The sequence below is a fragment of the Ralstonia sp. NFACC01 genome (genome assembly GCF_900115545.1).
GTDB lineage: Bacteria > Pseudomonadota > Gammaproteobacteria > Burkholderiales > Burkholderiaceae > Ralstonia > Ralstonia mojiangensis.
In genome coordinates this window covers 826,621-850,700 of the sequence record NZ_FOWV01000001.1, presented here as the reverse complement: position 1 = coordinate 850,700, position 24,080 = coordinate 826,621, and the positions used below count along the sequence as shown (strand labels likewise).

Genomic DNA, 24,080 nt, shown 5'->3' with positions numbered 1-24,080 from the left:
TGCGGCGAGCACTGATATAGGCGCGTTCTTCGTCACGGCGCACGAACACGATCTGGCAACAGAGCCACGCCGTTGCTAGCTTGGCGGCAGATTGGCCGGCATTTGTGACGCGGTCCGTGCTCGGGCAACCTTTGTGCAACCGGCGTAAGATGCCGACTCGATTTCGACCGCAGCTTGCGACACAAACGCCATGAATCTCCCGCTCTTATTGAATATCGCGACTTTCGTCGTCCTCCTGTTCGCTCTGGGTCGCGTGAACGCGAGCTGGAGCCTGGCCAAGCGTGTGCTGCTGGGCATGGTGCTGGGCATCGTGTTCGGGCTGGCGCTGCACCTGATCTATGGGGAGGACAACGCGACGCTCAAGCAGTCGATCTCCTGGTTCAGCATCGTTGGCGGCGGCTATATCCAGCTGCTGCAAATGATCGTCATGCCGCTCGTGCTGGTCTCTGTGCTGAACTCGGTGGCCAAGCTCAACAGCACGGCGTCGCTGGGCAAGATCAGCGTGCTGACGATCGGCACGCTGCTGCTTACGACGCTGATCTCCGCGCTGGTCGGGGTGTTCGTCACCCACCTGTTTGGGCTGACAGCCGAGGGACTGGTGCAAGGCGCCCAGGAAACCGCGCGGCTGACAGCCATCCAGGACAACTACGTCGGCAAGGTGGCCGACCTGTCGGTGCCGCAGCTGGTGCAGTCCTTCATTCCGAAGAACCCGTTTGCCGAGCTGACCGGTGCCAAGCCGACGTCCATCATCGGCGTGGTGATCTTTGCGGCGTTCCTCGGCGTGGCCGCGTTGAATCTGCTCAAGGATGATGCGGTGAAGGGCGAGCGCGTGCTGACCGCCATTGACACCGCGCAGGCCTGGGTGATGAAGCTCGTGCGGCTCGTCATTCGCCTGACCCCTTACGGCGTGCTGGCGCTCATGACGAACGTGGTGGCCGTGTCCAACGTGCAGGACATCATCAAGCTCGGCGGTTTCGTCGTGGCGTCTTACCTGGGCCTGGCGATCATGTTCGGCGTGCATGCCGTGCTACTCACGCTCAACGGCATCAATCCGCTTCGCTTCTTCCGTAAGGTCTGGCCGGCGCTGTCGTTCGCGTTCACGAGCCGGTCGAGTGCGGCCACCATTCCGTTGAGCATCGAGGCGCAGACGCGGCGCATCGGCGTGCCGGAGTCGATCGCCAGCTTCGCCGCATCGTTTGGCACGACCATTGGCCAGAACGGCTGTGCTGGTCTGTATCCCGCCATGCTGGCAGTGATGGTGGCGCCCACCGTGGGCATCAACCCGTTCGATCCTGTGTGGATTGCAACGCTCGTGGCGGTCGTCACCCTCAGTTCGGTGGGCGTGGCGGGTGTGGGCGGCGGCGCCACGTTTGCAGCGTTGATCGTGCTGCCGGCGATGGGCTTGCCGGTGACGCTCGTGGCACTGCTGATCTCCATCGAACCGCTGATCGACATGGGCCGTACCGCGCTCAACGTCAACGGCTCGATGACCGCCGGGACGATCACCAGCCAGTTGCTGGGGCAGACCGATCGCAGTGTCTTCGACGCTGCCGATGACGTGGAGATGGCACACCGCTGATCTGCGCACCGAAATAAAAAATGCCGGCCATGGGGTCGGCATTTTTTTTGAGGGCGAGGCGGCTCAGTCAGGCGTCTGTGCCAGCTCCGTCAGCAGTTCCATGAACGCGCTGGCCAGTTCGCTGGGCGTGGCGGCGCTTCTGCGCAGCAGGCCGACGGGTTCCTTGGTGCCCGACGTGACGATGTCCAGCCGGGCGAGTTGACCATGCATCAGGTCGTCGCCCGCCGCGCGCTCGGGGGTGATCCACACAGCATCGGATCGGCACGCCAGCAACCGTGCGACGGACACCGAGAGCGTTTCCGTCACGCCCGCCGGCAAGCGCAGCCCGTGCGTCTGGAACAGCGCTTCGGTGTGATGGCGCGGCACCGTGCCCGGCGTGGCGATCACCAACGGGTAATCCAGCACCGCCTGCAGCGAGGCGGATGCACCCGGCTGCGTCAGCAGCGGATGCCCAGAGCGCACGACCAGCGCCAGCGGCTCGGCATACAGCAACTCGAACGACAGCCCCTGCATGCGATCCGGCTCGGCCATGCGCCCGACGATGAAATCGAGTTCGCCGGCCTTGAGCGCGGTCAGCAGCTCGACATTGGTGCCGGTACGCAACCGCACGCCGGCATGCGGGCGCTGCGCGTGCAAATGGACAATTGCCTGGGGCAGCAGGCTGCTGGCCACCGTCGGCAGGGCGCCCACATGTACGACCGGCGCGGAAGCGTCCGTCGATCCCATCAGCGCCGCTGTGGCCGATTCCAGCGCCTGCGTCACGCCGACTGCATGCCGCAGGAATTGCTCGCCGGCCGCGGTGAGCCGTGCGCCTTGCCGGCCACGCTCCACGAGTTGCACGCCGGCCAGCGCTTCCAGTTCGCCCAGCGTTTTCGATACCGCCGGCTGGCTCAAATGCAGCCGCTCGGCGGCACGCCGCAGGTTGCGCTCCTGCGCGATGGCGACAAAGCAGCTCAGATGGCGAAACCGGATGCGGGATGGCAGGTCGGCCGAGAAGACTCTTTCCATAACTTGGGGTTATCGATTTTCCGACGAGAAGTCAATTTACTTCACTTTTTGGCGGCGATACAGTCTTCCCACGATTTCATAAGTTTCATAAGGAGACGCCCCCATGACCCTGCCGCTTTCCGGCACCGGCGAATTCGCCCAGCGTGACACCGCGCAGCATCCGCCTGCACTGACCCCCGGCTACAAGACCAGCGTGCTGCGCTCGCCGCGCAACGCGCTCATCTCCACGCTCAACACGCTGTCGGAAACGACCGCACCGGTGTTCCATGCCGACGATCTCGGCGCACTCGACAACGACCTCATCCTCAACTACGCCAAGGAAGGCTTGCCGATCGGCGAGCGCATCATCGTCCACGGCTACGTGCGCGACGAGTTCGGACGCCCTGTGCCGAACGCGCTGGTGGAGGTGTGGCAGGCTAACGCCGGCGGCCGCTACCGCCACAAGAAAGACCAGTACATCGCGCCGATCGACCCGAACTTTGGCGGTTGCGGCCGCATGCTGACGGATGCCAATGGCTACTACGTCTATCGCACCATCAAGCCTGGCCCGTATCCGTGGCGTAACCGCATCAACGATTGGCGCCCGTCGCACATCCATTACTCGCTCTCCGGCGATGGCTGGGCCCAGCGCCTGATCACGCAGATGTACTTCGAGGGCGACCCGATGATCTCGCAGTGTCCCATCATCAAGACCATCCCGAGCGAAGAGCAGGTGCGAGGCCTGATCGCGCTGCACGACACGGCAAACCACGTGCCGCTCGATAGCCGTTGCTATCGCTTCGACATTACGCTGCGTGGCCGCCGTGCCACGCATTTCGAGAACGCCGTGCCCGCCCTGCAAGGAGCCAAGTGATGACCACGACCACATTGCGTGAATCGCTCGAACGTGCCCAGGCAACGGCCATGACGACAACGCCGCCATTCGCACATTTGAACGAAACCGCTTCGCAGACGGGCGGCCCGTACGTGCACATCGGCCTTGCACCGCGCCAAGCCGGTTTCGACATCTACGACAAGGAATTCGGCAGCGTACTGACCACGCCCGCCACGCGCGGCGAACGCATCGCGCTGGAAGGCCGTGTCTACGATGGCTCGGGCTCGCTCGTGCGCGATGTGCTGATCGAGATCTGGCAAGCCAACGCCGACGGCAAATATGCGCATCCCGCTGACCGGCAGGACAAAGCCGTCGACCCGGCATTCCGTGGCTGGGGCCGCGCCGGCGCGGATTTCGATACGGGCGTCTATCGTTTCGACACCATCAAGCCGGGCGCGGTGGCCGGCCGCAGCGGGTCGACGCAGGCACCGCACATCTGCATGATCCTGTTTGCACGCGGCATCAACCTCGGCCTGCATACCCGCGTGTACTTCAGCGATGAGGCCGCGGCCAACGGTGCGGACCCTGTGCTGAACGGCATCGAGTGGGAAGTGCGCCGCAAGACGCTGATTGCCCAGCGCAGCGAGCGTAACGGCGAGGTGGCCTACACCTTCGACGTGCGCCTGCAAGACACGCCCGATGGCGGCGCCGAGACCGTGTTCTTCGATATCTGATCGCTGCATCACATCTGCAAAAACAACGCCCGGCAGGTTGTCACCGCCGGGCGTTGTTTTTGATTCAGTCAGCAGGACTTTCAGCGAGACGTCATGCGGGCGTCGATAATGGGTAAATCGCCAACCGGCGTTTGACGACCCTGCCGTGACCCAGCTGACCCTTCCCGGATTCGAAGCCACCCCGCAATTGCCCGCGCATCGCCTGTTTCTGGCGGTCAAGCCTGACGTCGAAACTGCAGGGCGCATTGCGCGCCTGATCGAACAATTGCGGCCGGTGGTGGGTTTCAAAGGCAAGGCACTGCGTACGGAGCGTCTGCATGTCACGCTGCATCATCTGGGCGATTTCGTTCATCTGCCGCCTGAGGATGTCGTGGTGCGTGTGCGCGCAGCGGCGGACAGTCTGGCCTTGCCGGCATTCGATGCCACCTTCAACCAGGTGGTGAGCTTTCATGGCCGGCGCGATCATCGGCCGTTCGTTCTCTTGGGCGATGAAGGTGTAGCCGGTTTGATGGCGTTTCAGGCGGCGCTAGGCGAAGCGCTCCAGCATGCCGCCGTGCCGGTGCCGCGCGGGACATTCAAGCCGCACATCACGCTGCTGTATGACCGCGGAGGCTTTGCGCCGAAGGCGGTCGAGCCCATTACCTGGACGGTGCGCGAGTTCGTTCTCATCCATAGCTGGCTGGGCAAGACGCGCTACGACGAACTTGCCCGCTGGCAGCTCAAGGGCTGAGCACCGTCCTTACGCGCAGCCGTCCGGCCCGCAGACGGGGCCATCAGCTTCGATCTTCGGGGCCTGGGCAGGCGCGCCGATGTGTTGGGTTAGCGCTTGTGCCCAGTGTTCCGGGTTACCAAGCCACGGGCCGATATCGATGATGCCGAGCTGGCCTTCCGCATCTTCCAGCGCAAACGTCGGAAAACCCTGACCGCCAACACGATCGAGCCACTGCCGGCTTTGTGCGATGTGCTTCTGCGTCGGGCCGCCGGTTTGCTGCGCGAATTCCGCATCGAATGCTTCGGGCGATAAGCCGATCTCCGCAGCCAACTCGCGTAATACAGGCACGTCGGCAATGCGTCGGCCTTCTTCGTAATGCGCACGTTGGACGCGGTGGAGCATGTCCAGCCCGCGGCCGCCCAGCGCTTGCGCGGCGAGCACGGCAGTAATGGGCGGCTCCGAATCCATCACCGCCGTGGTGTCGCGCAGCAGGCCTTCAAAGTAGGGCTCGCCAAAGGGCTGGCCAGTCAACTCTGCAATGCGGTGGTCGTGCGGCATCACGTAGTCGCGCCACTGAGGCGTTACCGCGCGGCGGTTCGGGCCGGCGAGCATGCCGCCGCCGTGGCAGGTGATCGACAAGCCCGGCACGTTTCGCGCGGCTTGCACGAGCGGCGCGGCGCCGTAGCACCAGCCGCACAGCGGGTCGTAGATGTAATGCAGCGTCGTCATGTTGTTTTCCAGGTGACCGGCCGATTTACTGCGGCCACTTCATTTCGCCCTTGATGACCTTGGCGCTCAAGTCCAGCGATGCATCGCCGGCCAGCGTCGGATACGCGGTCTTCATCGCCTTGACCAGCTCTGCCGAATTGTCGGCCTTGGCGGCCTGTACCTCGAAGGTCTTCAGGTAATCCGCCGTAAAGCGCACCGCCTCCAGCCCTTTGGGCATCGCCCCGGTGAAGTGGCCCGGCACCACCGTCATCGGTTGAAGCGCCGTGATGCTGTCGAGCGTCTGCAGCCAGCCCAGGCGCGATTCGCGCGTCTGCGTGTCGGCCACCCATACATGATCGCCATTGAAGACGACCACGCCGCCGGCCACGGTCTTGATTGAGGGAATCCACAGATACGTGCGTGCCGGATTCGGGCCGTTCAGGCCTTTGATCTCGATGGCGCGGCCCTCCAGCGTCAGGCGGTCGGCGTGCAGCGCCACGGGCAGCACGAGCGTCTTGGGCGCACTGTCTTTCAGGATCGGGCCCCAGTAGGCCAGCTTGCCGTTCATCGATGCCTTGATGGCAGCCACCGTCTGCGGCGTGGCCACGATTTTCGCTTTCGGGAATGCCGTGCGGATGACATCCAGTCCGAAGTAATAATCCGGATCGCTATGGCTGATGTAGACGGTGGTGAGCGTCTTGCCGCTGGCCTTGAGTTTCTGCACGAGCGCTTGCGCGTCGCTGCGCTGGAATTGCGCGTCGATCAGGATGGCGTCGTGTGCACCGGTGATGATTTCCGACGACACGGGGAAGATGCCCTTGTCGCCAGGGTTGTAGACCTCAACGTGCAGCGGCGCCGGTGCGGCAGCGTGGGCAATCAGGCTGGTGGTGGCGAGGGCGGCGGCAAGCGGGGTGCGGAGCAGGGGCATCGAGTTTCTCCAGTTGGATGTGGTGAGTGCGATGCCGCTACTGTAGGTTGCTTGATTCGATCAAAAAACCACCTAAGATGCGCATATTTGTTTCTCCAATCGATCAAATATGGATCGCATCACGTCGGCCGAAGTGTTTGTGGCGATCGTCGATCGCGGCAGCCTGAGCGCCGCCGCAGAAGGGCTCGACATGTCGCGGGCGATGGTCACGCGTTATCTGGCGCAGATGGAGGCGTGGTCCGGCGCCCGGCTGCTGCATCGAACCACGCGCCGCATCGGCCTGACGCCGGCCGGTGAAGCGACTCTCGCGCGCTGCCGCCAGATGCTGGAAATCGCTTCACAGATGGCCGTGGCGGATGGCCCCGAAGCCGATATGCCGCGCGGGCTCCTGCGCATTGCCTGCGCGCAATCCCTGGCGCAGCAGACCTTGAGCGCGGCGGTGACTGCCTACCTGCGGCGCTATCCGCAAACGGCGGTCGATCTGGTGGTCGACAACCGCACCATCAACCTTGTGGAAGAGCGCATCGACCTGGCGGTGCGTATTACCAACGACCTCGACCCGAACCTGATTGCGCGGCCGCTGGGCGTGTGCGAATCCGTCGTGGTGGCGGCACCGTCGTACCTGGCCGCGCACGGCACACCGCGGCGCGTGGAAGACCTGGCCGTTCACAACTGCCTGACATATTCGTACTTCGGCAAAAGCCTGTGGAAGTTCACGGACGCGAAGACAGGCGCCCCGTCCGACGTGCCCGTGGGCGGCAATCTGAGTGCGAATGAATCGATGGTGTTGCTGACAGCGGCACGAGAGGGCGCGGGCATTGCGTTGCAGCCCGTGTTTGCTGCCGCGCCGCTGATCGCCAGCGGGCAACTCGTGCGCCTGTTGCCTGAGCACGCGCCCCAGGCGCTGGGTATTCATGGGGTGTACAGCTCGCGCAGGCAGATGCCGGTAGCGCTGCGGGCGATGCTCGATTTTCTGGTGGACTGGTTCAAGGTGCAGCCGAACATCACGTAAGTCACGTGATCGGCCCGGAAGACTTCCTTCGTATCGCCAGCAGTCCCAACGCCAGCACGCAGAACACCGCTCCCGCGTGGAACGTTGCGGCTGCGCCGAGCTGTCCCACAACAAGCCCGCCAGAACGCTGGCAGCCAACATCGCCAGCCCGCTCACCAGGTTGAACATGCCGTAAGCGGTGCCGCGCAAATCGGCCGGTGCAGTATCGGCGACCATGGTTGCCAGCAAACCTTGCGTGATGCCCATATGCACGCCCCACAACGCCACGCCCACGATGACGACGCTCCAATGGGCAGACACGCCCAACACCACATCGGCGGCAATCAATACCACCAGTCCGAGCGCCAGGAGCTTTGTATGGCTCATGCGGTCTGAGAGCTTGCCGAACGGATACGCCGCCAGCGCATAGACCACGTTCATCGCCACCATGACCAACGGCACCAACGCGAGAGGAATGCCGCCTTGCTGTGCACGCAGGACCAGGAAGGCTTCGGAGAAGCGTGCGAGTGTGAAGACCGCGCCGATCATCACCACCCACCAGTACGCGCTATCTAATCGCTGGAGGTTGTCGCGGCGGATCGGGTTGTTGCGGCGGGCGCCGTTGCGGGTCTCGGGCTCGCGCAGGCCAAACATCAGCAGCGCTACGGATAACAGCCCAGGCACCACGGCCACCCAGAACACGGCGCGAAAATCATCGGCCCACAGCAGCATCAGCCCGACGGCCAGAAGCGGCCCCAGAAACGCGCCCACGGTATCGAGCGCCTGCCGCAGCCCGAAGGCCGCGCCGCGCAGCGCAGGTGGGGCAATGTCGGCGACCAGCGCATCGCGCGGCGCACCGCGGATGCCCTTGCCGACGCGGTCCAGCAGGCGCGCCGTCAGCACAATGCCCGCCGTGGGGGCCACGGCGAACAACGGTTTGGACAGCGCGCCCAGCGCATAGCCGAAGACCGCCAAGCCCTTGCGCCTGCCGAGGTAGTCGCTCAGCGTACCGGAGAAGATCTTGACGATGAGCGCGGTCGACTCACCCAGGCCCTCGATCAGGCCGACCGACAAGGCGCTTGCCCCCAGCACCGACACCATGAACAGCGGCAGCAGGCTGTGGATCATCTCGGAAGCGATGTCCATCAGCAGGCTGACGCAGCCGAGCACCCAGATGCCGGCGGGAATCTGGCGCAGGCCGCCGGGCGGTTGGGCGTCGGTTGGGGAGGGTGCCATGGTTCGTTGCTTTCGCTTTGCGGCGGGCGTCAGGCGAACGGCGCAAAGAGGCTGTTGAGCTTGGCCCCGCTGGCGGCATCGCGCGCAAAGTTGAACGTGCCGGTGGTGCGCAGTTCTTCCGCCGCCCGCTGGAACGCGCCCATGGCCACGCGTGCAAGCGTGGCACCCACGCTGATGCGCTTGACGCCCAATTCCGTCAGTTCCGCCACGCTCAGGTTGCCGTCGGCAAAACCCATCAGCACATTGAGCGGACGATCGATCTCGCGCAGCACGGTGGCGATCTCGTCGCGCGTTTTCAGGCCCGGGGCGTAGAGCACGTCGGCGCCGGCATCCTGGAAGGCTTGCAGGCGGCGGATCGTGTCGGCCAGGTCGTTGCGGCCGTGCAGGTGGTTTTCGGCGCGCGCGGTGAGCGTGAACGGAAACGGCAACGCGCGCGCAGCCTCCACCGCGGCACGCACGCGTTCCACCGATGCCTCCAGCGAATAGATCGGCGCATCTGCGCGGCCCGTGGCGTCTTCAATCGATCCGCCGACGATGCCGGTGGCGCCCGCCAGGCGGATCGTCTCTGCCACCGTTTCCGGCGCATCGCCAAAACCGTTCTCCAGATCGGCAGCCAAGGGCACATCCGTGGCGGCAGCGAGGTCGGTCACGTGCGCGAGGATAGTGTCACGGCCGACGCCATAGTCAGGCAGCCCGCGCGAGAACGCGAAGCCTGCGCTGGTGCTGGTCAATGCTTCAAAGCCAAGCGATGCCAGCAGCCGGGCCGAGCCCGGGTCCCACGGGTTGGGGATCACGAAGGTGCCGCTGCGCTCGTGCAGCGCGCGGAAGGCGTGAGCTTTTTCGATCTGGGTCGGCATGGGCTATCCGGTGTGAAGTGAATGGGGGCTGGACTGCAATGCTGCGGCACAGGCGAGCGCATCGTCCAGGCGGTCATTGCCCCAGAACATCGCGTCGCCGACAAAGAACATGGGAGCGCCAAAGATGCCACGAATCTGCGCGGCGTGCGTTTGCTCGCGCAGGCGGGGCTTGCTGGTGCCGGACTGCGTCTGCGTCAGGATGGCGTCGGCAGGCAAGCCGAGCGCCGTCAGTTCCTCGGCCACGGTTTCGGGCGTGTAAATGTCGCGGTCCTGGGCGAAATTGCGCGGCGTGTCACGCAAGTTCGGATGCGCCCGGGGCATGCGTGGCCTGGGTTGCCGCTTCCGAGCAGATCCACGCGGCCACATCGCGCACATCGCGGCGCGGGTTCGGCTCGGACTGGATCAGCCAGTACGCATGCGTGTTGTGCACCCCAGGCGCGATGGTCGGCACGGTGACCAAGCGGCCGTCGGCCAGCAGCGGGGCGATCAGTTCCAGGCGCCCGAGCGCGATCCCCTGGCCGGCCACCGCCGCATGGATGATCTGGTCGTGCTGGTTGAAGCGCAGCACGGTGCGCGGTTTGGCGTGGCTCCAGCCCGCTGCAGCCAGCCAGTCGGTCCACTGGAGCCAGGGGCGGCGTAGGTCACGGTCGTCAAAATCGAGCAGCGTCAAGCCGGCAAACGCCTCGGCGGAATCCAGCGAGCGCAGCCCCAGCGACGGATGCGCGACCGGGGCAACGGTCTCCCCAAACAGCCGGATTGCGCCGGGCGGTGCATCGCCCGGTGGGCAATACCGGATGGCAAGCTCGATGCCTTCGTTCTTCAGGTCGACGAGGCGGTTGTTGGTGGCCACGCGCACGTCGATGTCGGGGTATTGCAATTGGAAGCGCGCCAGGCGCGGTAGCAGCCACAAGCCTGTGACGCCGATGCTGGCCGTGATCGTCACCGGCCGGCGTTCGGCCGCCACGCGGATGGCGCCAATGGCGTCCTGCAACTGCTGCACGGCACTGTCGGCGCTGCGGAACAGGCGTTCACCCTCAGGCGTGAACGCGATCGAGCGGTGGCCGCGCACCAGCAGCTTCACACCCAGCGCTTCTTCCAGCGCCGACACCTGCCGGCTTACAGCGGATTGCGTCAGGCACAGATCATCGGCCGCGAGCGTGATGCTCATGCGCCTGCCTACTGCCACGAAACCGCGCAGCAAGTCCAGGGAGGCCAACCTAACCAGGGGAGTCGACATGCGTTTTCCTCATGCAAGGCGTTCTCAAAGGTCAGTTGAGAACCCGGATATGGCGAAGTTTAATAAGCCATCAAGCGACATTCCAGCCAAACGCACATTCGGCACGCTTGCGAAGTGGGAATGTCAGTCATATCGGAGAAAAACGCATGACATCGAAATCTCTTACGCAATCGCCATGGTTGCCGGTGCTGGCCGGCGGGGCGGTGATCGGCCTTGCGCTGGGCATCCGCCACGTGCAAGGCCTCTTCCTCGTGCCGATCACAATGGATCACGGCTGGACGCGCGAAACCTTCGGCCTGGCGATCGCGTTGCAAAACCTCATCTGGGGCGTGGCACAGCCATTTGCGGGCATGCTGGCAGACCGCTATGGCGCGGCCAAGGTGGTCGTGGCAGGCGTCGTGGTTTATGCGCTTGGTTTGCTGCTGATGGCACATGCGGGTACGCCGCTGGGCTTCACGCTGTCGGCGGGCGGGCTGATCGGGCTCGGGTTGTCAGGCACGTCGTTCGGCGTGGTGTATGGCGCAATCAGCCGATTGACGCCGCCTGAGCGGCGCAGCTGGGCGCTGGGCGTGGCCGGTGCGGTGGGCGGTGTTGGCCAGTTCGTGATGGTGCCGACAGCACAGGGCTTGCTGAGCACGGTCGGCTGGGTAGCGGCGCTGCTCGTCATGGCAGTGGTCATGGCGATGTTCGCACCGCTCGCCGTGCCGCTGCGCGAGAAAACGTCGACTACCACCGCACAGGAAGCGCACCAGAGCATGGGTTCGGCCATCCGCGAGGCCTTTTCCCACCGCGGTTTCTGGCTGCTGAATCTCGGTTTTCTGACGTGCGGCTTCCAGCTCGCCTTTATCGGTGCGCACATGCCGGCGTACCTGCTCGACAAAGGGCTCACCGGCCGGCACGGCATGGTCGCGCTGGCGCTGATTGCTGCCGCCAACATCGTCGGCACGTATTACTGCGGCGCGTTGGGCGGGCTGTTCCGGCGCAAGTATCTGCTGTCGTTGCTGTACCTGATTCGCACGGCGGCGATTGCGCTGTTCATCCTGCTGCCGCTGTCGCCGGCAACGTTGTATGCGTTTGCCATCGTCATGGGCTTGTTGTGGCTGGGCACGGTGCCGCTGACAAACGGGCTGCTGTCGCAGGTGTTCGGGGTGCGCTACATCGGCACGCTGTTCGGCTTCGTGTTCCTTGGCCACCAGATCGGCGCGTTCCTGGGCGTGTGGTTGGGCGGCGTGGTGTACGACCACCTGCATTCCTACGACGCGATCTGGTTTGGCGCGATGGCGCTCGGCGTGGTGGCCGCGCTGCTGCACTGGCCGATCGACGATCGCCAACTCTTGCGCACGCCGGTGGCGCAACCCGCGTGAACGCACAGCTCAAAAGATGGATTGCCTGGGCGCTGGCAGCGGCCGGCGCCGCCCTGATCTTTGCGGCGTGGCTGTCGCCGGAGAATGCATTTTCATTTGTGACGTTGGCGTCCTTCTGCGGGTAGAGCGACGCACAAGCCCGATTTGTGAAACAATGTCGGGTTAATCACTAGTGGGCACTGGTACGGTTTGCGCGGGAATGACGTCGATTTTGCGGCGTTCGCCTGTGAATGCCACCGTTCAGACATGACTTACGCCGTCAAGGAAATTTTCTACACGCTGCAAGGCGAGGGTGCCAACACCGGCCGCGCAGCCGTCTTCTGCCGCTTTGCCGGCTGCAATCTCTGGAGTGGGCGCGAAGCCGATCGCGCCACCGCCGTCTGCCAGTTCTGTGACACCGACTTCGTCGGCACGGACGGCACGCAAGGCGGCAAATACACCACCGCCAACGCACTCGCCGATACCGTCGCCGCCGAATGGCCGGCCAGCGCCACGGGCGGCAAACCGCTCGTCATCTGCACCGGCGGCGAGCCGCTGCTGCAGCTCGACAAGCCGCTGATCGACGCGCTGCACGCACGTGGCTTCGAAATCGCCATCGAAACCAACGGCACCATCGCCGTACCGGAAGGCATCGACTGGGTGTGCGTGAGCCCCAAGATGGGCTCCGAACTCGTCGTCACGCGCGGCGACGAGCTGAAGGTGGTGATTCCGCAAGACGGACAGGACCTCGACGCATACGAACGGCTGGATTTCCAGCATTTCTTCCTGCAGGCCATGGACGGCCCGCTTGCCCGGCAGAATACGGCGGCAGCCGTTGAGCTGTGCCAGCGCCGACCGCGCTGGCGCCTGTCGCTGCAAACCCATAAGATGCTGGGCATCCGCTAAGGCGGGCCGCAGCACTTTGTCCCCGGTTTTCTGCCGGCTCCAGCCGTTTCGCGGCCCCTGCTGCCGCCACCTTGCCCCATGACCAAGACCGTTTCCATTACGCGCCGGCTCGAATTCGACGCCGGCCACCGCATCCCCGGCCATGCCGGCCAGTGCCGCAACCTGCACGGCCATCGCTACCAGCTCGAACTCACGCTTACCGGCGAAGTCCTGCACAACGACAAGGCTGCCGATGACGGCATGATCCTCGACTTCGGCGACGTCAAGCAGCTCGCCAACAAGCACCTCGTCGACCTGTGGGACCACGCTTTCCTCGTCTATCGCGGCGATACCAAGCTGGTCGAATTCCTGAACGATATGGAAGGCGGTCATAAGACCGTCGTGCTGAATGACGTGCCCACCGTCGAGAACCTCGCGCAGATTGCGTTCGACATTCTCGAGCCCGTGTTCCGCAACACGTTCGGGCACCATCTGCGCCTGTCCAAGCTCGTGCTGTACGAAACCCCGAACTGCTGGGCCGACGTCAAACTCGCGCGTCCGCACGAGCAGGATTGATTCGACAGCGCCGGATCGCATGACCACCCCGCACGTCCTCACCCCGCCCGCCGACATGTCCGCTCACGAGCGCGACGGCTACTGGATGCAGCAGGCGCTCGTGCAGGCCAAGTTCGCGTGGGGGCAGGGCGAGGTGCCGGTGGGCGCGGTGGTCGTGCGCGGCAACGAAATCGTCGGCGTGGGTTACAACGCCCCGATCGGCACGCACGATCCATCCGCGCATGCCGAAATGCGCGCCCTGCGCCAGGCCGCCGAGAACCTCGGCAACTACCGTCTGCCCGACTGCGAAGTCTTCGTGACGCTGGAGCCGTGCGTGATGTGCGCCGGCGCCATGCTGCATGCCCGCGTGGCGCGCGTCGTGTATGGCGCGCCCGACCCCAAAACGGGCGCCGCGGGCAGCATTCTCGACCTGTTTGCAGAAACGCGGCTGAACCACCAGACCGCGATCACCGGCAGCGTGCTTGCGCAGGAATGCGGCGACATGCTGCGCGCCTTCTTCGCCGAGCGCCGCGCGAGCCAGAAGGCCGCGCGCCTGGCGTCCACCGAACCCGACGAAACCGCGACATGATCACTGTCCGCCTGATTGCGCCTTCTGGTTATCCGAACGATGCGGCCATCGCCGAGCGCGGCGTGGCGGCGTTGGAAACGCAGGGCTGCATGGTCGTCAACCGCGAGTGCCTGAGCCGGCAGCATCAGCGTTTTGCCGGCGGCGAACTCGCGCGGCTGGCCGACCTGAACCAGATCGGCACGGGCGGTGGTCAGGAAATCGCCATGGCAATCCGCGGCGGTTACGGCCTCACGCGCCTGCTGGACCATATCGACTTCATCGACATCGGCCGCCGCGCGCAGGCGACTGACGCCATCATCGTGGGTCACAGCGATTTCACGGTGTTCTCGCTGGCGTACCTGGCGGCCACGGGCGGCGTGACGTTTGCCGGCCCGCACGTATGCTCGGACTTCGGGCTGGAGAAGATCGACCCGTTCATGGTCGAGCACTTCTGGGGCATTTTGCGCAGCCCGACCTATGCGTTGCGCGTGGATGCGCCACAGCCCAGTAGCTGCGCGCGTCTGGGTCGCTACGCCGGCACGCTCTGGGGCGGCAACCTGGCCATGCTGTGCAGCTTGATCGGCACGCCGTATCTGCCAGAGATTCGCGACGGCATCCTGTTTGTTGAAGATATCAACGAGCATCCGTATCGCGTTGAACGCATGCTGCTGCAATTGCAGCAAGCCGGCGTGCTCGATGCCCAGCAGGCGCTGGTACTGGGCGATTTTTCTGGCTATCGCACCACGCCGTACGACGCCGGCTACGATTTCGACGCCATGCGCGATTACTTGGCCGAACGCCTGTCGATTCCGGTCGTCACAGGCTTGCCATTCGGCCATTGCCCGACCAAGGCGACGCTGCCGATTGGCGCACAGGCCGAGCTGGATGTCGACGCCACGGGCTTTACGCTGCACTTGTCGGGGTATCCGACACTGAAGGCATAAGCCCCCGGCCATCCGGGTCACGTCCGGGTGGTAAAATCTCAGGTTCCCCAAATGGCGTACGGCCAAGTGCTTGCCGCGCCAGATCACCGCTTTCCAAATCAAGGTTTCCACGTGCTTTCCACCGCCAACATCACCATGCAGTTCGGGCCCAAGCCCTTGTTCGAGAACATCTCGGTCAAGTTTGGCGAGGGCAATCGCTATGGCCTGATCGGCGCCAACGGCTGCGGCAAGTCGACCTTCATGAAGATCCTGGGCGGCGATCTGGAGCCAAGCTCCGGCAACGTGATCCTGGAACCGGGCGTGCGCCTGGGCAAGCTGCGCCAGGACCAGTTCGCCTACGAAGACATGCGCGTGCTGGACGTGGTGATGATGGGTCACACCGAAATGTGGGCCGCCGCACAGGAGCGCGATGCCATCTACGCGAACCCGGAAGCGACCGACGACGACTACATGAAGGCCGCCGACCTGGAGGCCAAGTACGCCGAATACGACGGCTACACCGCTGAAGCGCGTGCGGGTGAACTGCTGATGGGCGTGGGCATTCCGACCGACCAGCACAACGGCACGATGAGCAACGTCGCGCCCGGCTGGAAGCTGCGCGTGCTGCTGGCGCAGGCGCTGTTCTCGAACCCGGACGTGCTGCTGCTGGATGAGCCGACCAACAACCTCGATATCAACACGATCCGCTGGCTGGAATCGGTGCTCAACGAGCGCAATTCCACCATGATCATCATTTCCCACGATCGCCACTTCCTGAACTCGGTCTGCACGCACATGGCCGACATGGATTACGGCACGCTCAAGGTCTACCCGGGCAATTACGACGATTACATGGAAGCCTCCATGCAGGCGCGCGAACGCCTGCAGGCCGCCAACGCGCGGGCCAAGGAGCGCATCTCCGACCTGCAGGACTTCGTGCGCCGCTTCTCGGCCAACAAGTCCAAGGCACGCCAGGCTACGTCGCGCCTGAAGATGATCGACAAGATCAAGGTGGAAGACATCAAGCCGTCGTCGCGCCAGAACCCCTTCGTCCGTTTCGAGATGGAGAAGAAGCTGCACAACCTGGCGGTGGAAACCGAGAACGCACGCAAGACGTACGACCGCAAGATTTTCGATGGCCTGACCATGGCCGTGCGCGCGGGCGAGCGGATTGCAATCATCGGTGAGAACGGTGCGGGCAAGACCACGCTGCTGCGCTGCCTGCTGAACGGCGCCGTGAAGACCGGCGTACAGCGCGGCATCGAGGTCGACGGGGGCGCCGTCAAGTGGGCCGAGAACGCCAATGTCGGCTACATGCCGCAGGACACCTACGAAGAATTCCCCGAAGACCGCGACCTGATGGACTGGATGAGCCAGTGGACGCAGGCCGGCGACGATGACCAATCGCTGCGTGGCACGATGGGCCGCTTGCTGTTCTCGGCCGACGACATCAAGAAGAGCGTGAAGGTGCTTTCCGGTGGCGAGAAGGGCCGCATGATCTGGGGCAAGCTGATGCTGGGCCGTCACAACGTTCTGGCACTCGACGAGCCGACCAACCACATGGACATGGAATCCATTGAGTCGCTGCAGATCGCGCTGGACAAGTACGAAGGCACGTTGATCTTCGTGTCGCATGACCGCGAGTTGATCAGCGCCCTGGCCACGCGCGTGATCGAAGTGCGCCCGAACGGCACGCTGACCGACTACCTCGGTACCTACGACGAATACCTGCAGAGCCAGGGCGTCGAAGTCTGAGCGCCGATTCTCTGCCGTGACCAAGGGGCCGCCAATGTGCCGCCCTTTGTATTTGGTATTCGCCCAAGCGGCAAGCGCGAGCCACTAAAGGCAGCTATCTATGAAAAAACCGACTTGATTCCATGATTTTTTATCGCCATCGGAATGCACTACCGTCGCTACACTGGGGCTGCATATCACAGTGAACAGGCCGAAAACTGCGGACCAGGCGCCGCGCGTCACACCAAGAAGCGCCAAACGCAGGCCCGGCGAAGTACCCAGGAGACGAGATGACCTCTGATATTGGCGGCCGCATTCGGTTGCAATCCCTGCTCGACAAAGTGGTGTCTGCGGACGAAGCCGCAGCCCTGATCCGCGACGGCATGACGGTCGGCATGAGCGGTTTCACCCGTGCCGGCGACTGCAAAGCCGTGCCGTTTGCCCTAGCCCGACGCGCGGCGCACGAGCCGCTGCGCATTACCCTCATGACGGGCGCCTCGCTGGGCAACGACATCGACAAGGTGTTGGCCGAAGCCGACGTGATTGCCCGTCGCCTGCCGTTCCAGGCCGATGCCACGCTGCGGCGCAAGATCAACGCAGGCGAGGTCATGTTCATTGATCAGCACCTGTCGGAGACCGTCGAGCAACTGCGTTCGCGGCAGATTGCACCACTGGATGTGGCGGTTGTCGAAGCCACGGCCATCACGGAGAGTGGCGGCATTGTGCCGACCACGTCGGTGGGCAATTCCGCAAGTTTTGCGGTGCTGGCGAAACAGGTGATTGTCGAGATCAACCTGAACATGCCCGCGAATCTGGAAGGGCTGCACGATATCTTCTTCCCGGTTCAGCGGCCCTATCGCCAGCCGATTCCGCTCATTGCGGCGGAGCAGCGCATCGGCGTGCCGGCCATCCCGATCGATCCGCGCAAGATCGCCGCCATCGTCATCACAGGGCAGGACGACAGCCCATCCAACGTGCTGCCGCCCGATGCCGAGACCAACGCCATTGCCGGGCATCTGAACGCGTTTCTGGCGCGCGAGGTGCGCACGGGCCGCCTTTCGCCCACGCTGCAGCCATTGCAGGCGGGTATCGGAACCATCTCCAACGCGGTCCTGCATGGCTTCATTGATTCGCCGTTCCATGACCTCAAGATGTACTCCGAGGTCTTGCAGGACAGCTCCATCGAGCTGCTCGACTCGGGCAAGCTGGCGTTTGCGTCGGCTTCGTCGATCACGCTGTCGCGCCCGGTCTACAAGCGGTTCCTGACGGAGCTGGAGCGCTACAAGGCGCGCGTGGTTCTGCGGCCGCAGGAGATCAGCAACCACCCCGAAGTGATCCGCCGGCTGGGTCTGATCACCATCAATACCGCGCTGGAATGCGATATCTACGGCAACGTCAATTCGACGCACGTGGGCGGCACGCACATGATGAACGGCATCGGCGGCTCGGGCGACTTTGCGCGCAACGCGCATCTGTCGGTTTTCGTGACCAAGTCGTTGGCCAAGGACGGCGACATCTCGAGCATCGTTCCGATGGTCTCGCATGTGGACCACACAGAGCACGACGTCGACATCATCGTCACCGAACACGGGTTGGCTGATCTGCGGGGACTGGCGCCGCGCGAGCGTGCCGTGCAGATCATCGGAAACTGCGCGGACCCTCGCTACCGCGAGCTGCTGCGCGACTACGTTGTGCGCGCGCAGCGGCGCGGCGGGCATACCCCGCATCTGCTGGAAGAGGCGCTGGCCTGGCATGTCCGGTTCCGCGATCATGGATCGATGCGCCCGGCGGGGTTCAGTGAAGAGGGTGCGCTCGCGGAGTCTGCATTGAGCGCCTGAAGCGTGGGCGCCGCTGCTCAGGCGCCCAGCACTTCCTCGCATGTCGCCAGCCATGCACGCGCGGCGTGCGACAGGTACCGGCCCGGCGACCACAGGTGCGCGAGCGCCCAATCCATGTCCGGCGCGGTCAGGCGTGCCACGGCCAGCTTGTCACGGTTCGCAAGATTGGCCACCAGCGGCTGTGGTAAAAAAGTCGTGCCCAGGCCCGCAGCCGCCATCGAGGCGAGGAATTCCCAGTGCCCGCTCTGCGCAGCGATGTGCGGCTCGATGCGGGCTTCAAGAAAAGCCTGCCGCAGCTTGCGCGTGAGCGAGAAATCCTCAGCCAGCAACAGCAGCGGTTCGTCACGCAGCGCCGAGAGGCTGACGGTCTTGCCCTTGGCCCATTTCGCTTTGCGCGGTCCCACCACCCAGATCGGATACTTTGCAAACTGCCGCGTAGCGAGTTCGAGGCCGCTGTCCCCGGGCAGAACCGTGGCGCCCACCTCCAGCTCACCACTGGCCACCTGCTGTTCCACTGTCTTGCCGCCGTACTCGGCCAGGTTCAGTGCCAGATTGGGATAGCGCTGTCGAAATGCGCTTACCACGGGCGAAAAGAACAGGTTCACCATCGGCGGAATGCCGACCGTGAGTTCACCCCGTCCAAGCGAAGACAGGTCGGCCACTTCAAGTGTCAGCCTGTGCACCACACCGAGCGTTTCCTGGCCGCGCGCATACACGACACGGCCTACGTCGGTGAGCCGCACCTGCCTGCCTTCGCGGATCAGCAGCGGCTGGCCAACCTCGTTTTCCAGCTGACGCACCATCTTGCTGATGGTGGACTGTGTTACCGAGAGCGAACTCGCCGCTTGCGTGAAGCTCTGCAGCCGCGCGGTTTCTACGAAGTAACGAAGGGCTCGGATATCGATGGGCACGGGCAGCCTTTTGCCATGAAGCACGCGAATGGGATTCGCCATGGTAATGAAGTTTTCCCATTCCGCGACGCGGAGACCTCAATATCTGATGGACGCTCGTATTCAACGGCGCTCGAAAGAAAAAGGCGGTTCACGCGACCGTCTTTTATGGAGTCCAGGGTGCGTTGCAGTCAGCTTGTTGCTTCGTCGATCAGCAGATCGAGCTGGGCGATCACGTTGCTGGTGTCAGGCTCGCCACGCGTTTTGCCGAGGGCGGCCTTGAGCGTGTCGCGCAGGGCGACGAGTTCCGCGACGTTGCTGGCTTTCTCCACCTTCATCTCAAGCAGATAACCGCGCAGGCCGAGATACCGGCTGATGGTTTCGGTATAGAAGCGATAGAGGCGTTGATAGCCCTCGGCGGTCGGCTCTTTTGAAGTTGCTGCCAGGGCAGGGCTTGTCGCTGGTGCCGCCTTCACGGTGGTGGCTCCGGGCACGTGCGTACGGATATACCCGGCGTTCTCGAGTTCGTCAAACACGGCTTGCGTCATGCCCAGAGGTTGCAGCTGGACGAGGATGTCGTCGCAGGTTTTTTCGCCGTTGATCATCAGAAGGACCGCGCGGTGACGCTGGTCAAGGTGATTCGCACGTGTGCGGATCTCATCCTGACCTTTTTCGGTCTTCTGGTAGATGGTGGTGGTCATGCTGTCTCCCTCGGCCGGCGCGTCTGCAGCGCGCGCTCTGCTGGCTCTACAATAGACCGATCATAACCGCCCGGGGGCGACGTGGGCCTCAGTCGCAACCCGGATAGCACAACGCGCAAATCGCGCATCCACCAGAGCGAGACGACCGACGATGCAGCAACGCGACAAGCTTTTCATCAATGGCAAGTGGGTGGCGCCGCAGGGCAAGGGCGTCATTGAAGTGATTCATTCGGCCACTGAAGCCGTGATGGGAACCATTCCCGAAGGCAGCGCGGCCGATGCGGAAGCCGCCGTGGCAGCGGCCCGCGCTGCATTTGATGACTGGGCTGCCACGCCCGTTGCCAAGCGCGCCGAATACATCCAGAAGATTGCCGACGGCCTGCAGGCCCGCAGCGAAGAGCTGGCGCAGTTGATTGCCGGCGAAGTCGGCATGCCGGTCAAGCTGGCGCGCGCCATCCAGGTGGGCGGTCCAGTTTATAACTGGGGCAATTTCGCCAAGCTGCTCAGCACGTTCGAGTTTGAAGAACACGTTGGCAACTCGCTGGTGGTGCGCGAGCCGGTGGGTGTGGTGGGCGCCATCACGCCGTGGAACTACCCGCTGAACCAGATCACGCTGAAGGTCGCGCCCGCGTTGGCCGCGGGGTGCACGGTGGTGCTCAAGCCGTCGGAAGTGGCGCCGCTCAACGCCTTCGTGCTGGCGGAGGTCATTGAAGAAGCCGGTCTGCCGCCGGGCGTGTTCAACCTTGTCACCGGCTATGGCCCGGTGGTGGGTGAAGTGCTCGCAAGCGACCCGGATGTCGACATGGTGTCGTTCACGGGCTCGACGCGTGCAGGCAAGCGTGTGGCGGAACTGGCATCGCAGTCGGTCAAGCGCGTGGCGCTGGAGCTGGGCGGCAAATCGGCCTCGGTGATCCTGGATGATGCGGACCTGGCATCGGCGGTCAAGGGCACGCTGTCGGCGTGTTTCCTGAACTCTGGGCAGACGTGCTCGGCGCACACCCGCATGCTGGTGCCGCGCGCGAAGTATGAAGAGGTGAAGGCGCTGGCCGCGCAGTTTGCTGCTGCCTACGTGCCGGGCGATCCAGCGCAGGAAAACACGCGCCTCGGGCCGCTCATTTCTGCCGTGCAGCGCGACCGCGTGCTCGGCTACATCCGCAAGGGCCTGGAAGAGGGCGCAGAACTCATTACCGGCGGCGCCGACACGCCGGAGGGCCTGCCGACCGGTTACTTCGTCAAGCCGACGGTGCTCGGCAACGTCAAGACCACCGACACCGTGGCGCGCGAAGAAATATTCGGCCCCGTGCTCACGGTGATCTGCTACGACGACGAGGAAGAGGCCGTTCGCATCGCCAACGACAGCATCTACGGCCTGGGCGGCGGGGTGTGGTCGGGCGACGAGGCGCGGGCGATTCGCGTGGCGCGGCGCATCCGCACGGGTCAGGTGAACATCAACGGCGGGCCGTTTAACATGCAGGCGCCGTTTGGTGGCTACAAGCAGTCCGGCCACGGGCGCGAGAACGGCAAGTACGGCCTGGAGGAGTTCCTGGAGTACAAGGCGATGCAGCTCAATCCGGCGAAGACCGCCTGATCTGCCCACATGCGGCCCCAACAAAAAACCCGGCTTCGGCCGGGTTTTTTGCATCTGAAGCGCGGTGCCTACTTGCGGCTGCCATCGGCGTTGTAGCCCTGGGCCGTGCCTTCGGCAAGTATGCGCGTCCAGACCGTGTTGCGTTCTTCGTCTGTCATGAACACCCAGTTGCTGACTTCCAGCTGCGTGCGCCCGCAGCCTTGGCAGACCTCGTCGAAGAGCGTCGAGCAGATGCCGATGCAGGGACTGTCTGGGCGGCCCAGCAGGGTGCTGTCGGAAGCACTGGTTGCGTCGTCTGGCATGGGGCTGAATGCGGTCGATTCGGTCATGGCCGCTATTTTACCGGCTTCGGCCGGGCGTCAGTTGCGCGCAGGGTTGCCCGTGCGCTGGCTGACGTGATCCGCTGCGGCAGATAGCGCCAGCGCTGAATTCACGAGCGCGATATGCGAAAACGCTTGCGGGAAGTTGCCAACCAGCCGTTTCACGCGCGGGTCGTATTCTTCGGCCAGCAAGCCGACGTCGTTGCGCAGTGCCAGCAGCTTGGTGAAGAGCGCGCGAGCCTCGTCCTGGCGGCCTTGCAGGACGAGGTTGTCGACATACCAGAAGCTGCAGGCGAGAAATACGCCTTCGCCCTGGGGCAGGCCATCGGTTACGGCTTCGGTGCGGTAGCGGCGCACGAGGCCATCAACGAGCAGGTCTTCTTCGATGGCCTTGACCGTGCCCTGGATGCGCGGGTCAGACGCCGGCAGAAAGCCGACGAGCGGCAGCATCAGGAGCGCGGCGTCCAGCTCGTCGCCACCGTAACTCTGTACGAAGCAGTCGCGCGTGGCGTTGTAGCCGTGGGCACAGACCTCCGCGTGAATGCGGTCGCGCACGGCGCGCCAGTGCTCTGCTGGGCCATCCACGTTGAATTGCTCGATGGTTTTGACGGCGCGGTCGAACGCGACCCATGCCATGACCTTGGAATGCGTGAAATGGCGCGAAGGGCCGCGGACCTCCCAGATGCCTTCGTCTGGCGTCTGCCAGATGCTTTCCAGATGCGTCATCAGCGCGACCTGCAAGCGCCACGAGGCTTCATCGCCATCCAGGCCGCCTTTGCGGGCGATGAAGAGGGCGTCCATCAGTTCGCCGTACACGTCGAGCTGGAGTTGCATCGCGGCCGCATTGCCCACGCGCACGGGTTGCGCGCCTTCGTAGCCTGGGAGCCAGGGAACCGTCCACTCGCCCAGGCGCCGTTCGCCGGCAATGCCGTACATGATCTGCACCTGTGCCGGGCTGCCGGCGATTGCGCGTTCGAGCCATTGTCGCCACGAGCGCGCCTCGTTGTAGTAGCCCGCATTCATGAGCGCGAGCAGCGTGAGGGTGGCGTCGCGCAGCCAGCAGTAGCGGTAGTCCCAGTTGCGCACGCCGCCGAGTTGCTCAGGCAGCGACGTTGTGGGCGCGGCCACGACGCCGCCGGTGCGGTGATACGTCAGTGCCTTGAGTGTGATGAGCGAGCGCTCGACGGCTTCTGTCCATGGGCCTGCACCGTGGCAGCGGCCGGACCACGCACGCCAGCGCGCCTCGATGTCGACCTGGGCTTCAAGCGCGTCGATCGATGCCGGTAATGGCAGATGCGAGGGCGAATGCGTGAGCACAAATGGCACCGCTTCACCTTCGCGCACGGTGAAATCCGCCACGGTGGAGAGGTTCTCGCCACGGATCGGGGCAGGGGTGCGCAGCGTCGTCATGTTGGGCCCCGCCACGGCTCGAAGCACGCAATCGGGCATGTCGCACGGGCCGTCAGCCGGCGCCCCCGTGACTTCGGACACGCGGCTGACCCACGGTATCGACGCGCCGTAGTCGAACCGCAGCGTGAGGTCCATGCGCATGTCGACGGTACCGGAGAGCCCCCGCACGATACGGATGAGGTCTGAGGTGTCGTCCCGTGCGCCAGCGGTGCCCGGCAGGCGGGCGGTCATCAGGTCGGTCACGCTGGCGGAACCGGTGTCGGTCTCGAATACGGTTTCCAGCACCAGCGTGCCTGGCAGGTAGCGCCGGCGCGTGGCGCGAGCCTCGCCTTTCGGCGCGATGCGCCATCGGCCGTGGTCCGGCGTGCCGAGCAGCGCGGCAAAACAAGCGCCTGAATCGAACCGCGGCCAGCACAGCCAATCGATGGACCCGTCGCGCGAAACCAGTGCCGCGGTTTCGCAATCGCCAATCAACGCGTAATCTTCGATTTTTGAGGGCATTGCACTCCACTCCAAGCACT

Annotated in this window: 22 protein-coding genes and 2 pseudogenes; 13 read left to right on the top strand and 11 right to left on the bottom strand. The window is 64.3% G+C overall.

Annotated elements, in window-relative coordinates; all coding sequences use genetic code 11:
* Window positions 1–190 precede the first annotated feature (190 nt).
* Window positions 191–1,579: an L-cystine transporter gene (locus tag BM136_RS04055; protein ID WP_092970477.1), complete on the top strand. Its 1,389-nt coding sequence runs from the start codon at window positions 191–193 to the stop codon at window positions 1,577–1,579.
* 63 nt (window positions 1,580–1,642) lie between these two features.
* Here BM136_RS04055 and pcaQ read toward each other — a convergent pair whose 3' ends face one another.
* The gene (gene pcaQ, locus BM136_RS04050) at window positions 1,643–2,587 is read right to left on the bottom strand and encodes a pca operon transcription factor PcaQ (protein WP_092970475.1); all 945 of its coding nucleotides are present in this window, start codon (window positions 2,585–2,587) and stop codon (window positions 1,643–1,645) included.
* Window positions 2,588–2,690: 103 nt separating this feature from the next.
* Between pcaQ and pcaH the strand changes: the two genes are divergently transcribed.
* The 3 genes from pcaH (at window position 2,691) to thpR (ending at window position 4,865) form a co-directional block, all read left to right on the top strand.
* On the top strand, window positions 2,691–3,440 hold the full coding sequence (gene pcaH / locus BM136_RS04045; protein ID WP_092970473.1) for a protocatechuate 3,4-dioxygenase subunit beta: 750 nt from the start codon (window positions 2,691–2,693) through the stop codon (window positions 3,438–3,440).
* Window positions 3,440–4,135: a protocatechuate 3,4-dioxygenase subunit alpha gene (gene pcaG / locus BM136_RS04040; protein WP_092970471.1), complete on the top strand. Its 696-nt coding sequence runs from the start codon at window positions 3,440–3,442 to the stop codon at window positions 4,133–4,135. Before pcaH ends, pcaG begins: the two co-directional genes overlap by 1 nt.
* 145 nt (window positions 4,136–4,280) lie before the next feature.
* Window positions 4,281–4,865, top strand: a complete 585-nt coding sequence (gene thpR / locus BM136_RS04035; protein WP_092970469.1) for an RNA 2',3'-cyclic phosphodiesterase — start codon at window positions 4,281–4,283, stop codon at window positions 4,863–4,865.
* A 9-nt stretch (window positions 4,866–4,874) separates the two neighbouring features.
* Here thpR and BM136_RS04030 read toward each other — a convergent pair whose 3' ends face one another.
* Both BM136_RS04030 and BM136_RS04025 read right to left on the bottom strand, forming a co-directional pair.
* Window positions 4,875–5,576 carry a DsbA family protein gene (locus BM136_RS04030; RefSeq protein WP_092970467.1) on the bottom strand — a complete coding sequence of 234 codons (702 nt, stop codon included), beginning with the start codon at window positions 5,574–5,576 and terminating at the stop codon, window positions 4,875–4,877.
* Between the two features lie 25 nt (window positions 5,577–5,601).
* Complete coding sequence (locus tag BM136_RS04025) at window positions 5,602–6,483, bottom strand: MBL fold metallo-hydrolase (protein ID WP_092970465.1); 882 nt, start codon at window positions 6,481–6,483, stop codon at window positions 5,602–5,604.
* A 109-nt stretch (window positions 6,484–6,592) separates the two neighbouring features.
* Here BM136_RS04025 and BM136_RS04020 point away from each other — a divergent pair, with 109 nt between their 5' ends.
* Window positions 6,593–7,495, top strand: a complete 903-nt coding sequence (locus BM136_RS04020; protein ID WP_092970463.1) for a LysR family transcriptional regulator — start codon at window positions 6,593–6,595, stop codon at window positions 7,493–7,495.
* 1 nt (window position 7,496) lies between these two features.
* On the opposite strand, the pseudogene BM136_RS04015 reads toward BM136_RS04020, so the two are convergent.
* From BM136_RS04015 to BM136_RS04000, 4 genes and pseudogenes are all read right to left on the bottom strand, one after another.
* A pseudogene (locus BM136_RS04015) lies at window positions 7,497–8,710 on the bottom strand (MFS transporter).
* Window positions 8,711–8,739: 29 nt separating this feature from the next.
* Window positions 8,740–9,567, bottom strand: coding sequence for an isocitrate lyase/PEP mutase family protein (locus BM136_RS04010; protein WP_092970461.1), 828 nt, complete (start codon window positions 9,565–9,567; stop codon window positions 8,740–8,742).
* A 3-nt stretch (window positions 9,568–9,570) separates the two neighbouring features.
* A pseudogene (locus BM136_RS04005) lies at window positions 9,571–9,852 on the bottom strand (DsbA family protein); the annotation flags it as partial.
* Window positions 9,853–9,859: 7 nt separating this feature from the next.
* Window positions 9,860–10,804 carry a LysR substrate-binding domain-containing protein gene (locus tag BM136_RS04000; protein ID WP_092970459.1) on the bottom strand — a complete coding sequence of 315 codons (945 nt, stop codon included), beginning with the start codon at window positions 10,802–10,804 and terminating at the stop codon, window positions 9,860–9,862.
* A gap of 146 nt (window positions 10,805–10,950) precedes the next feature.
* Between BM136_RS04000 and BM136_RS03995 the strand changes: the two genes are divergently transcribed.
* The 7 genes from BM136_RS03995 to BM136_RS03965 all read left to right on the top strand — a co-directional run bounded on the left by BM136_RS03995 (window position 10,951) and on the right by BM136_RS03965 (window position 18,650).
* On the top strand, window positions 10,951–12,168 hold the full coding sequence (locus tag BM136_RS03995) for an MFS transporter (protein ID WP_092970457.1): 1,218 nt from the start codon (window positions 10,951–10,953) through the stop codon (window positions 12,166–12,168).
* 246 nt (window positions 12,169–12,414) lie between these two features.
* Window positions 12,415–13,053: a 7-carboxy-7-deazaguanine synthase gene (gene queE, locus BM136_RS03990; protein WP_092970455.1), complete on the top strand. Its 639-nt coding sequence runs from the start codon at window positions 12,415–12,417 to the stop codon at window positions 13,051–13,053.
* A gap of 78 nt (window positions 13,054–13,131) precedes the next feature.
* Window positions 13,132–13,608: a 6-carboxytetrahydropterin synthase QueD gene (gene queD / locus BM136_RS03985; RefSeq protein WP_039595800.1), complete on the top strand. Its 477-nt coding sequence runs from the start codon at window positions 13,132–13,134 to the stop codon at window positions 13,606–13,608.
* A 19-nt stretch (window positions 13,609–13,627) separates the two neighbouring features.
* A complete protein-coding gene (gene tadA, locus BM136_RS03980; protein ID WP_092970453.1) occupies window positions 13,628–14,176 on the top strand; it encodes a tRNA adenosine(34) deaminase TadA in 549 nt (182 codons plus the stop codon).
* The gene (gene ldcA / locus BM136_RS03975) at window positions 14,173–15,099 is read left to right on the top strand and encodes a muramoyltetrapeptide carboxypeptidase (protein ID WP_092970451.1); all 927 of its coding nucleotides are present in this window, start codon (window positions 14,173–14,175) and stop codon (window positions 15,097–15,099) included. The genes tadA and ldcA overlap by 4 nt, the downstream gene beginning before the upstream one ends.
* Window positions 15,100–15,210: 111 nt before the next feature.
* A complete protein-coding gene (locus BM136_RS03970; protein ID WP_092970747.1) occupies window positions 15,211–16,833 on the top strand; it encodes an ABC-F family ATPase in 1,623 nt (540 codons plus the stop codon).
* A gap of 269 nt (window positions 16,834–17,102) precedes the next feature.
* The gene (locus BM136_RS03965) at window positions 17,103–18,650 is read left to right on the top strand and encodes an acetyl-CoA hydrolase/transferase family protein (protein ID WP_092970449.1); all 1,548 of its coding nucleotides are present in this window, start codon (window positions 17,103–17,105) and stop codon (window positions 18,648–18,650) included.
* Between the two features lie 17 nt (window positions 18,651–18,667).
* Here the strand turns inward: BM136_RS03965 and BM136_RS03960 are convergent, their stop codons facing one another.
* Both BM136_RS03960 and BM136_RS03955 read right to left on the bottom strand, forming a co-directional pair.
* Window positions 18,668–19,561, bottom strand: coding sequence for a LysR family transcriptional regulator (locus BM136_RS03960; RefSeq protein ID WP_092970745.1), 894 nt, complete (start codon window positions 19,559–19,561; stop codon window positions 18,668–18,670).
* Between the two features lie 170 nt (window positions 19,562–19,731).
* Complete coding sequence (locus BM136_RS03955; protein ID WP_092970447.1) at window positions 19,732–20,241, bottom strand: hypothetical protein; 510 nt, start codon at window positions 20,239–20,241, stop codon at window positions 19,732–19,734.
* Window positions 20,242–20,392: 151 nt separating this feature from the next.
* Between BM136_RS03955 and BM136_RS03950 the strand changes: the two genes are divergently transcribed.
* Window positions 20,393–21,829 (top strand): aldehyde dehydrogenase family protein, encoded by a 1,437-nt coding sequence (locus BM136_RS03950; RefSeq protein ID WP_092970445.1) that lies wholly within the window; start codon window positions 20,393–20,395, stop codon window positions 21,827–21,829.
* 68 nt (window positions 21,830–21,897) lie between these two features.
* On the opposite strand, the gene BM136_RS03945 is transcribed toward BM136_RS03950, so the two are convergent.
* Together BM136_RS03945 and BM136_RS03940 are read right to left on the bottom strand one after the other, a co-directional pair.
* Entirely contained in the window at window positions 21,898–22,131 is a 234-nt protein-coding gene (locus BM136_RS03945; protein ID WP_092970743.1) for a DUF1289 domain-containing protein, read from the bottom strand.
* Window positions 22,132–22,188: 57 nt separating this feature from the next.
* On the bottom strand, window positions 22,189–24,060 hold the full coding sequence (locus tag BM136_RS03940; protein ID WP_092970443.1) for a glycoside hydrolase family 15 protein: 1,872 nt from the start codon (window positions 24,058–24,060) through the stop codon (window positions 22,189–22,191).
* Between the last annotated feature and the right edge of the window lie 20 nt (window positions 24,061–24,080).

Excerpts from the sequence above, each read along its gene's own strand:
- BM136_RS04010 (WP_092970461.1), bottom strand. The coding sequence starts at position 9,567 with ATGCCGACCCAGATCGAAAAAGCTCACGCCTTCCGCGCGCTGCACGAG.
- queE (WP_092970455.1), top strand. The coding sequence starts at position 12,415 with ATGACTTACGCCGTCAAGGAAATTTTCTACACGCTGCAAGGCGAGGGT.
- ldcA (WP_092970451.1), top strand. The coding sequence starts at position 14,173 with ATGATCACTGTCCGCCTGATTGCGCCTTCTGGTTATCCGAACGATGCG.
- queD (WP_039595800.1), top strand. The coding sequence starts at position 13,132 with ATGACCAAGACCGTTTCCATTACGCGCCGGCTCGAATTCGACGCCGGC.
- BM136_RS03950 (WP_092970445.1), top strand. The coding sequence starts at position 20,393 with ATGCAGCAACGCGACAAGCTTTTCATCAATGGCAAGTGGGTGGCGCCG.
- BM136_RS04000 (WP_092970459.1), bottom strand. The coding sequence starts at position 10,804 with ATGTCGACTCCCCTGGTTAGGTTGGCCTCCCTGGACTTGCTGCGCGGT.
- BM136_RS03995 (WP_092970457.1), top strand. The coding sequence starts at position 10,951 with ATGACATCGAAATCTCTTACGCAATCGCCATGGTTGCCGGTGCTGGCC.
- pcaH (WP_092970473.1), top strand. The coding sequence starts at position 2,691 with ATGACCCTGCCGCTTTCCGGCACCGGCGAATTCGCCCAGCGTGACACC.
- BM136_RS04025 (WP_092970465.1), bottom strand. The coding sequence starts at position 6,483 with ATGCCCCTGCTCCGCACCCCGCTTGCCGCCGCCCTCGCCACCACCAGC.
- BM136_RS04055 (WP_092970477.1), top strand. The coding sequence starts at position 191 with ATGAATCTCCCGCTCTTATTGAATATCGCGACTTTCGTCGTCCTCCTG.
- tadA (WP_092970453.1), top strand. The coding sequence starts at position 13,628 with ATGACCACCCCGCACGTCCTCACCCCGCCCGCCGACATGTCCGCTCAC.
- pcaQ (WP_092970475.1), bottom strand. The coding sequence starts at position 2,587 with ATGGAAAGAGTCTTCTCGGCCGACCTGCCATCCCGCATCCGGTTTCGC.
- BM136_RS03955 (WP_092970447.1), bottom strand. The coding sequence starts at position 20,241 with ATGACCACCACCATCTACCAGAAGACCGAAAAAGGTCAGGATGAGATC.
- BM136_RS04020 (WP_092970463.1), top strand. The coding sequence starts at position 6,593 with ATGGATCGCATCACGTCGGCCGAAGTGTTTGTGGCGATCGTCGATCGC.
- pcaG (WP_092970471.1), top strand. The coding sequence starts at position 3,440 with ATGACCACGACCACATTGCGTGAATCGCTCGAACGTGCCCAGGCAACG.
- BM136_RS03945 (WP_092970743.1), bottom strand. The coding sequence starts at position 22,131 with ATGCCAGACGACGCAACCAGTGCTTCCGACAGCACCCTGCTGGGCCGC.
- BM136_RS04030 (WP_092970467.1), bottom strand. The coding sequence starts at position 5,576 with ATGACGACGCTGCATTACATCTACGACCCGCTGTGCGGCTGGTGCTAC.
- BM136_RS03965 (WP_092970449.1), top strand. The coding sequence starts at position 17,103 with ATGACCTCTGATATTGGCGGCCGCATTCGGTTGCAATCCCTGCTCGAC.
- BM136_RS03940 (WP_092970443.1), bottom strand. The coding sequence starts at position 24,060 with ATGCCCTCAAAAATCGAAGATTACGCGTTGATTGGCGATTGCGAAACC.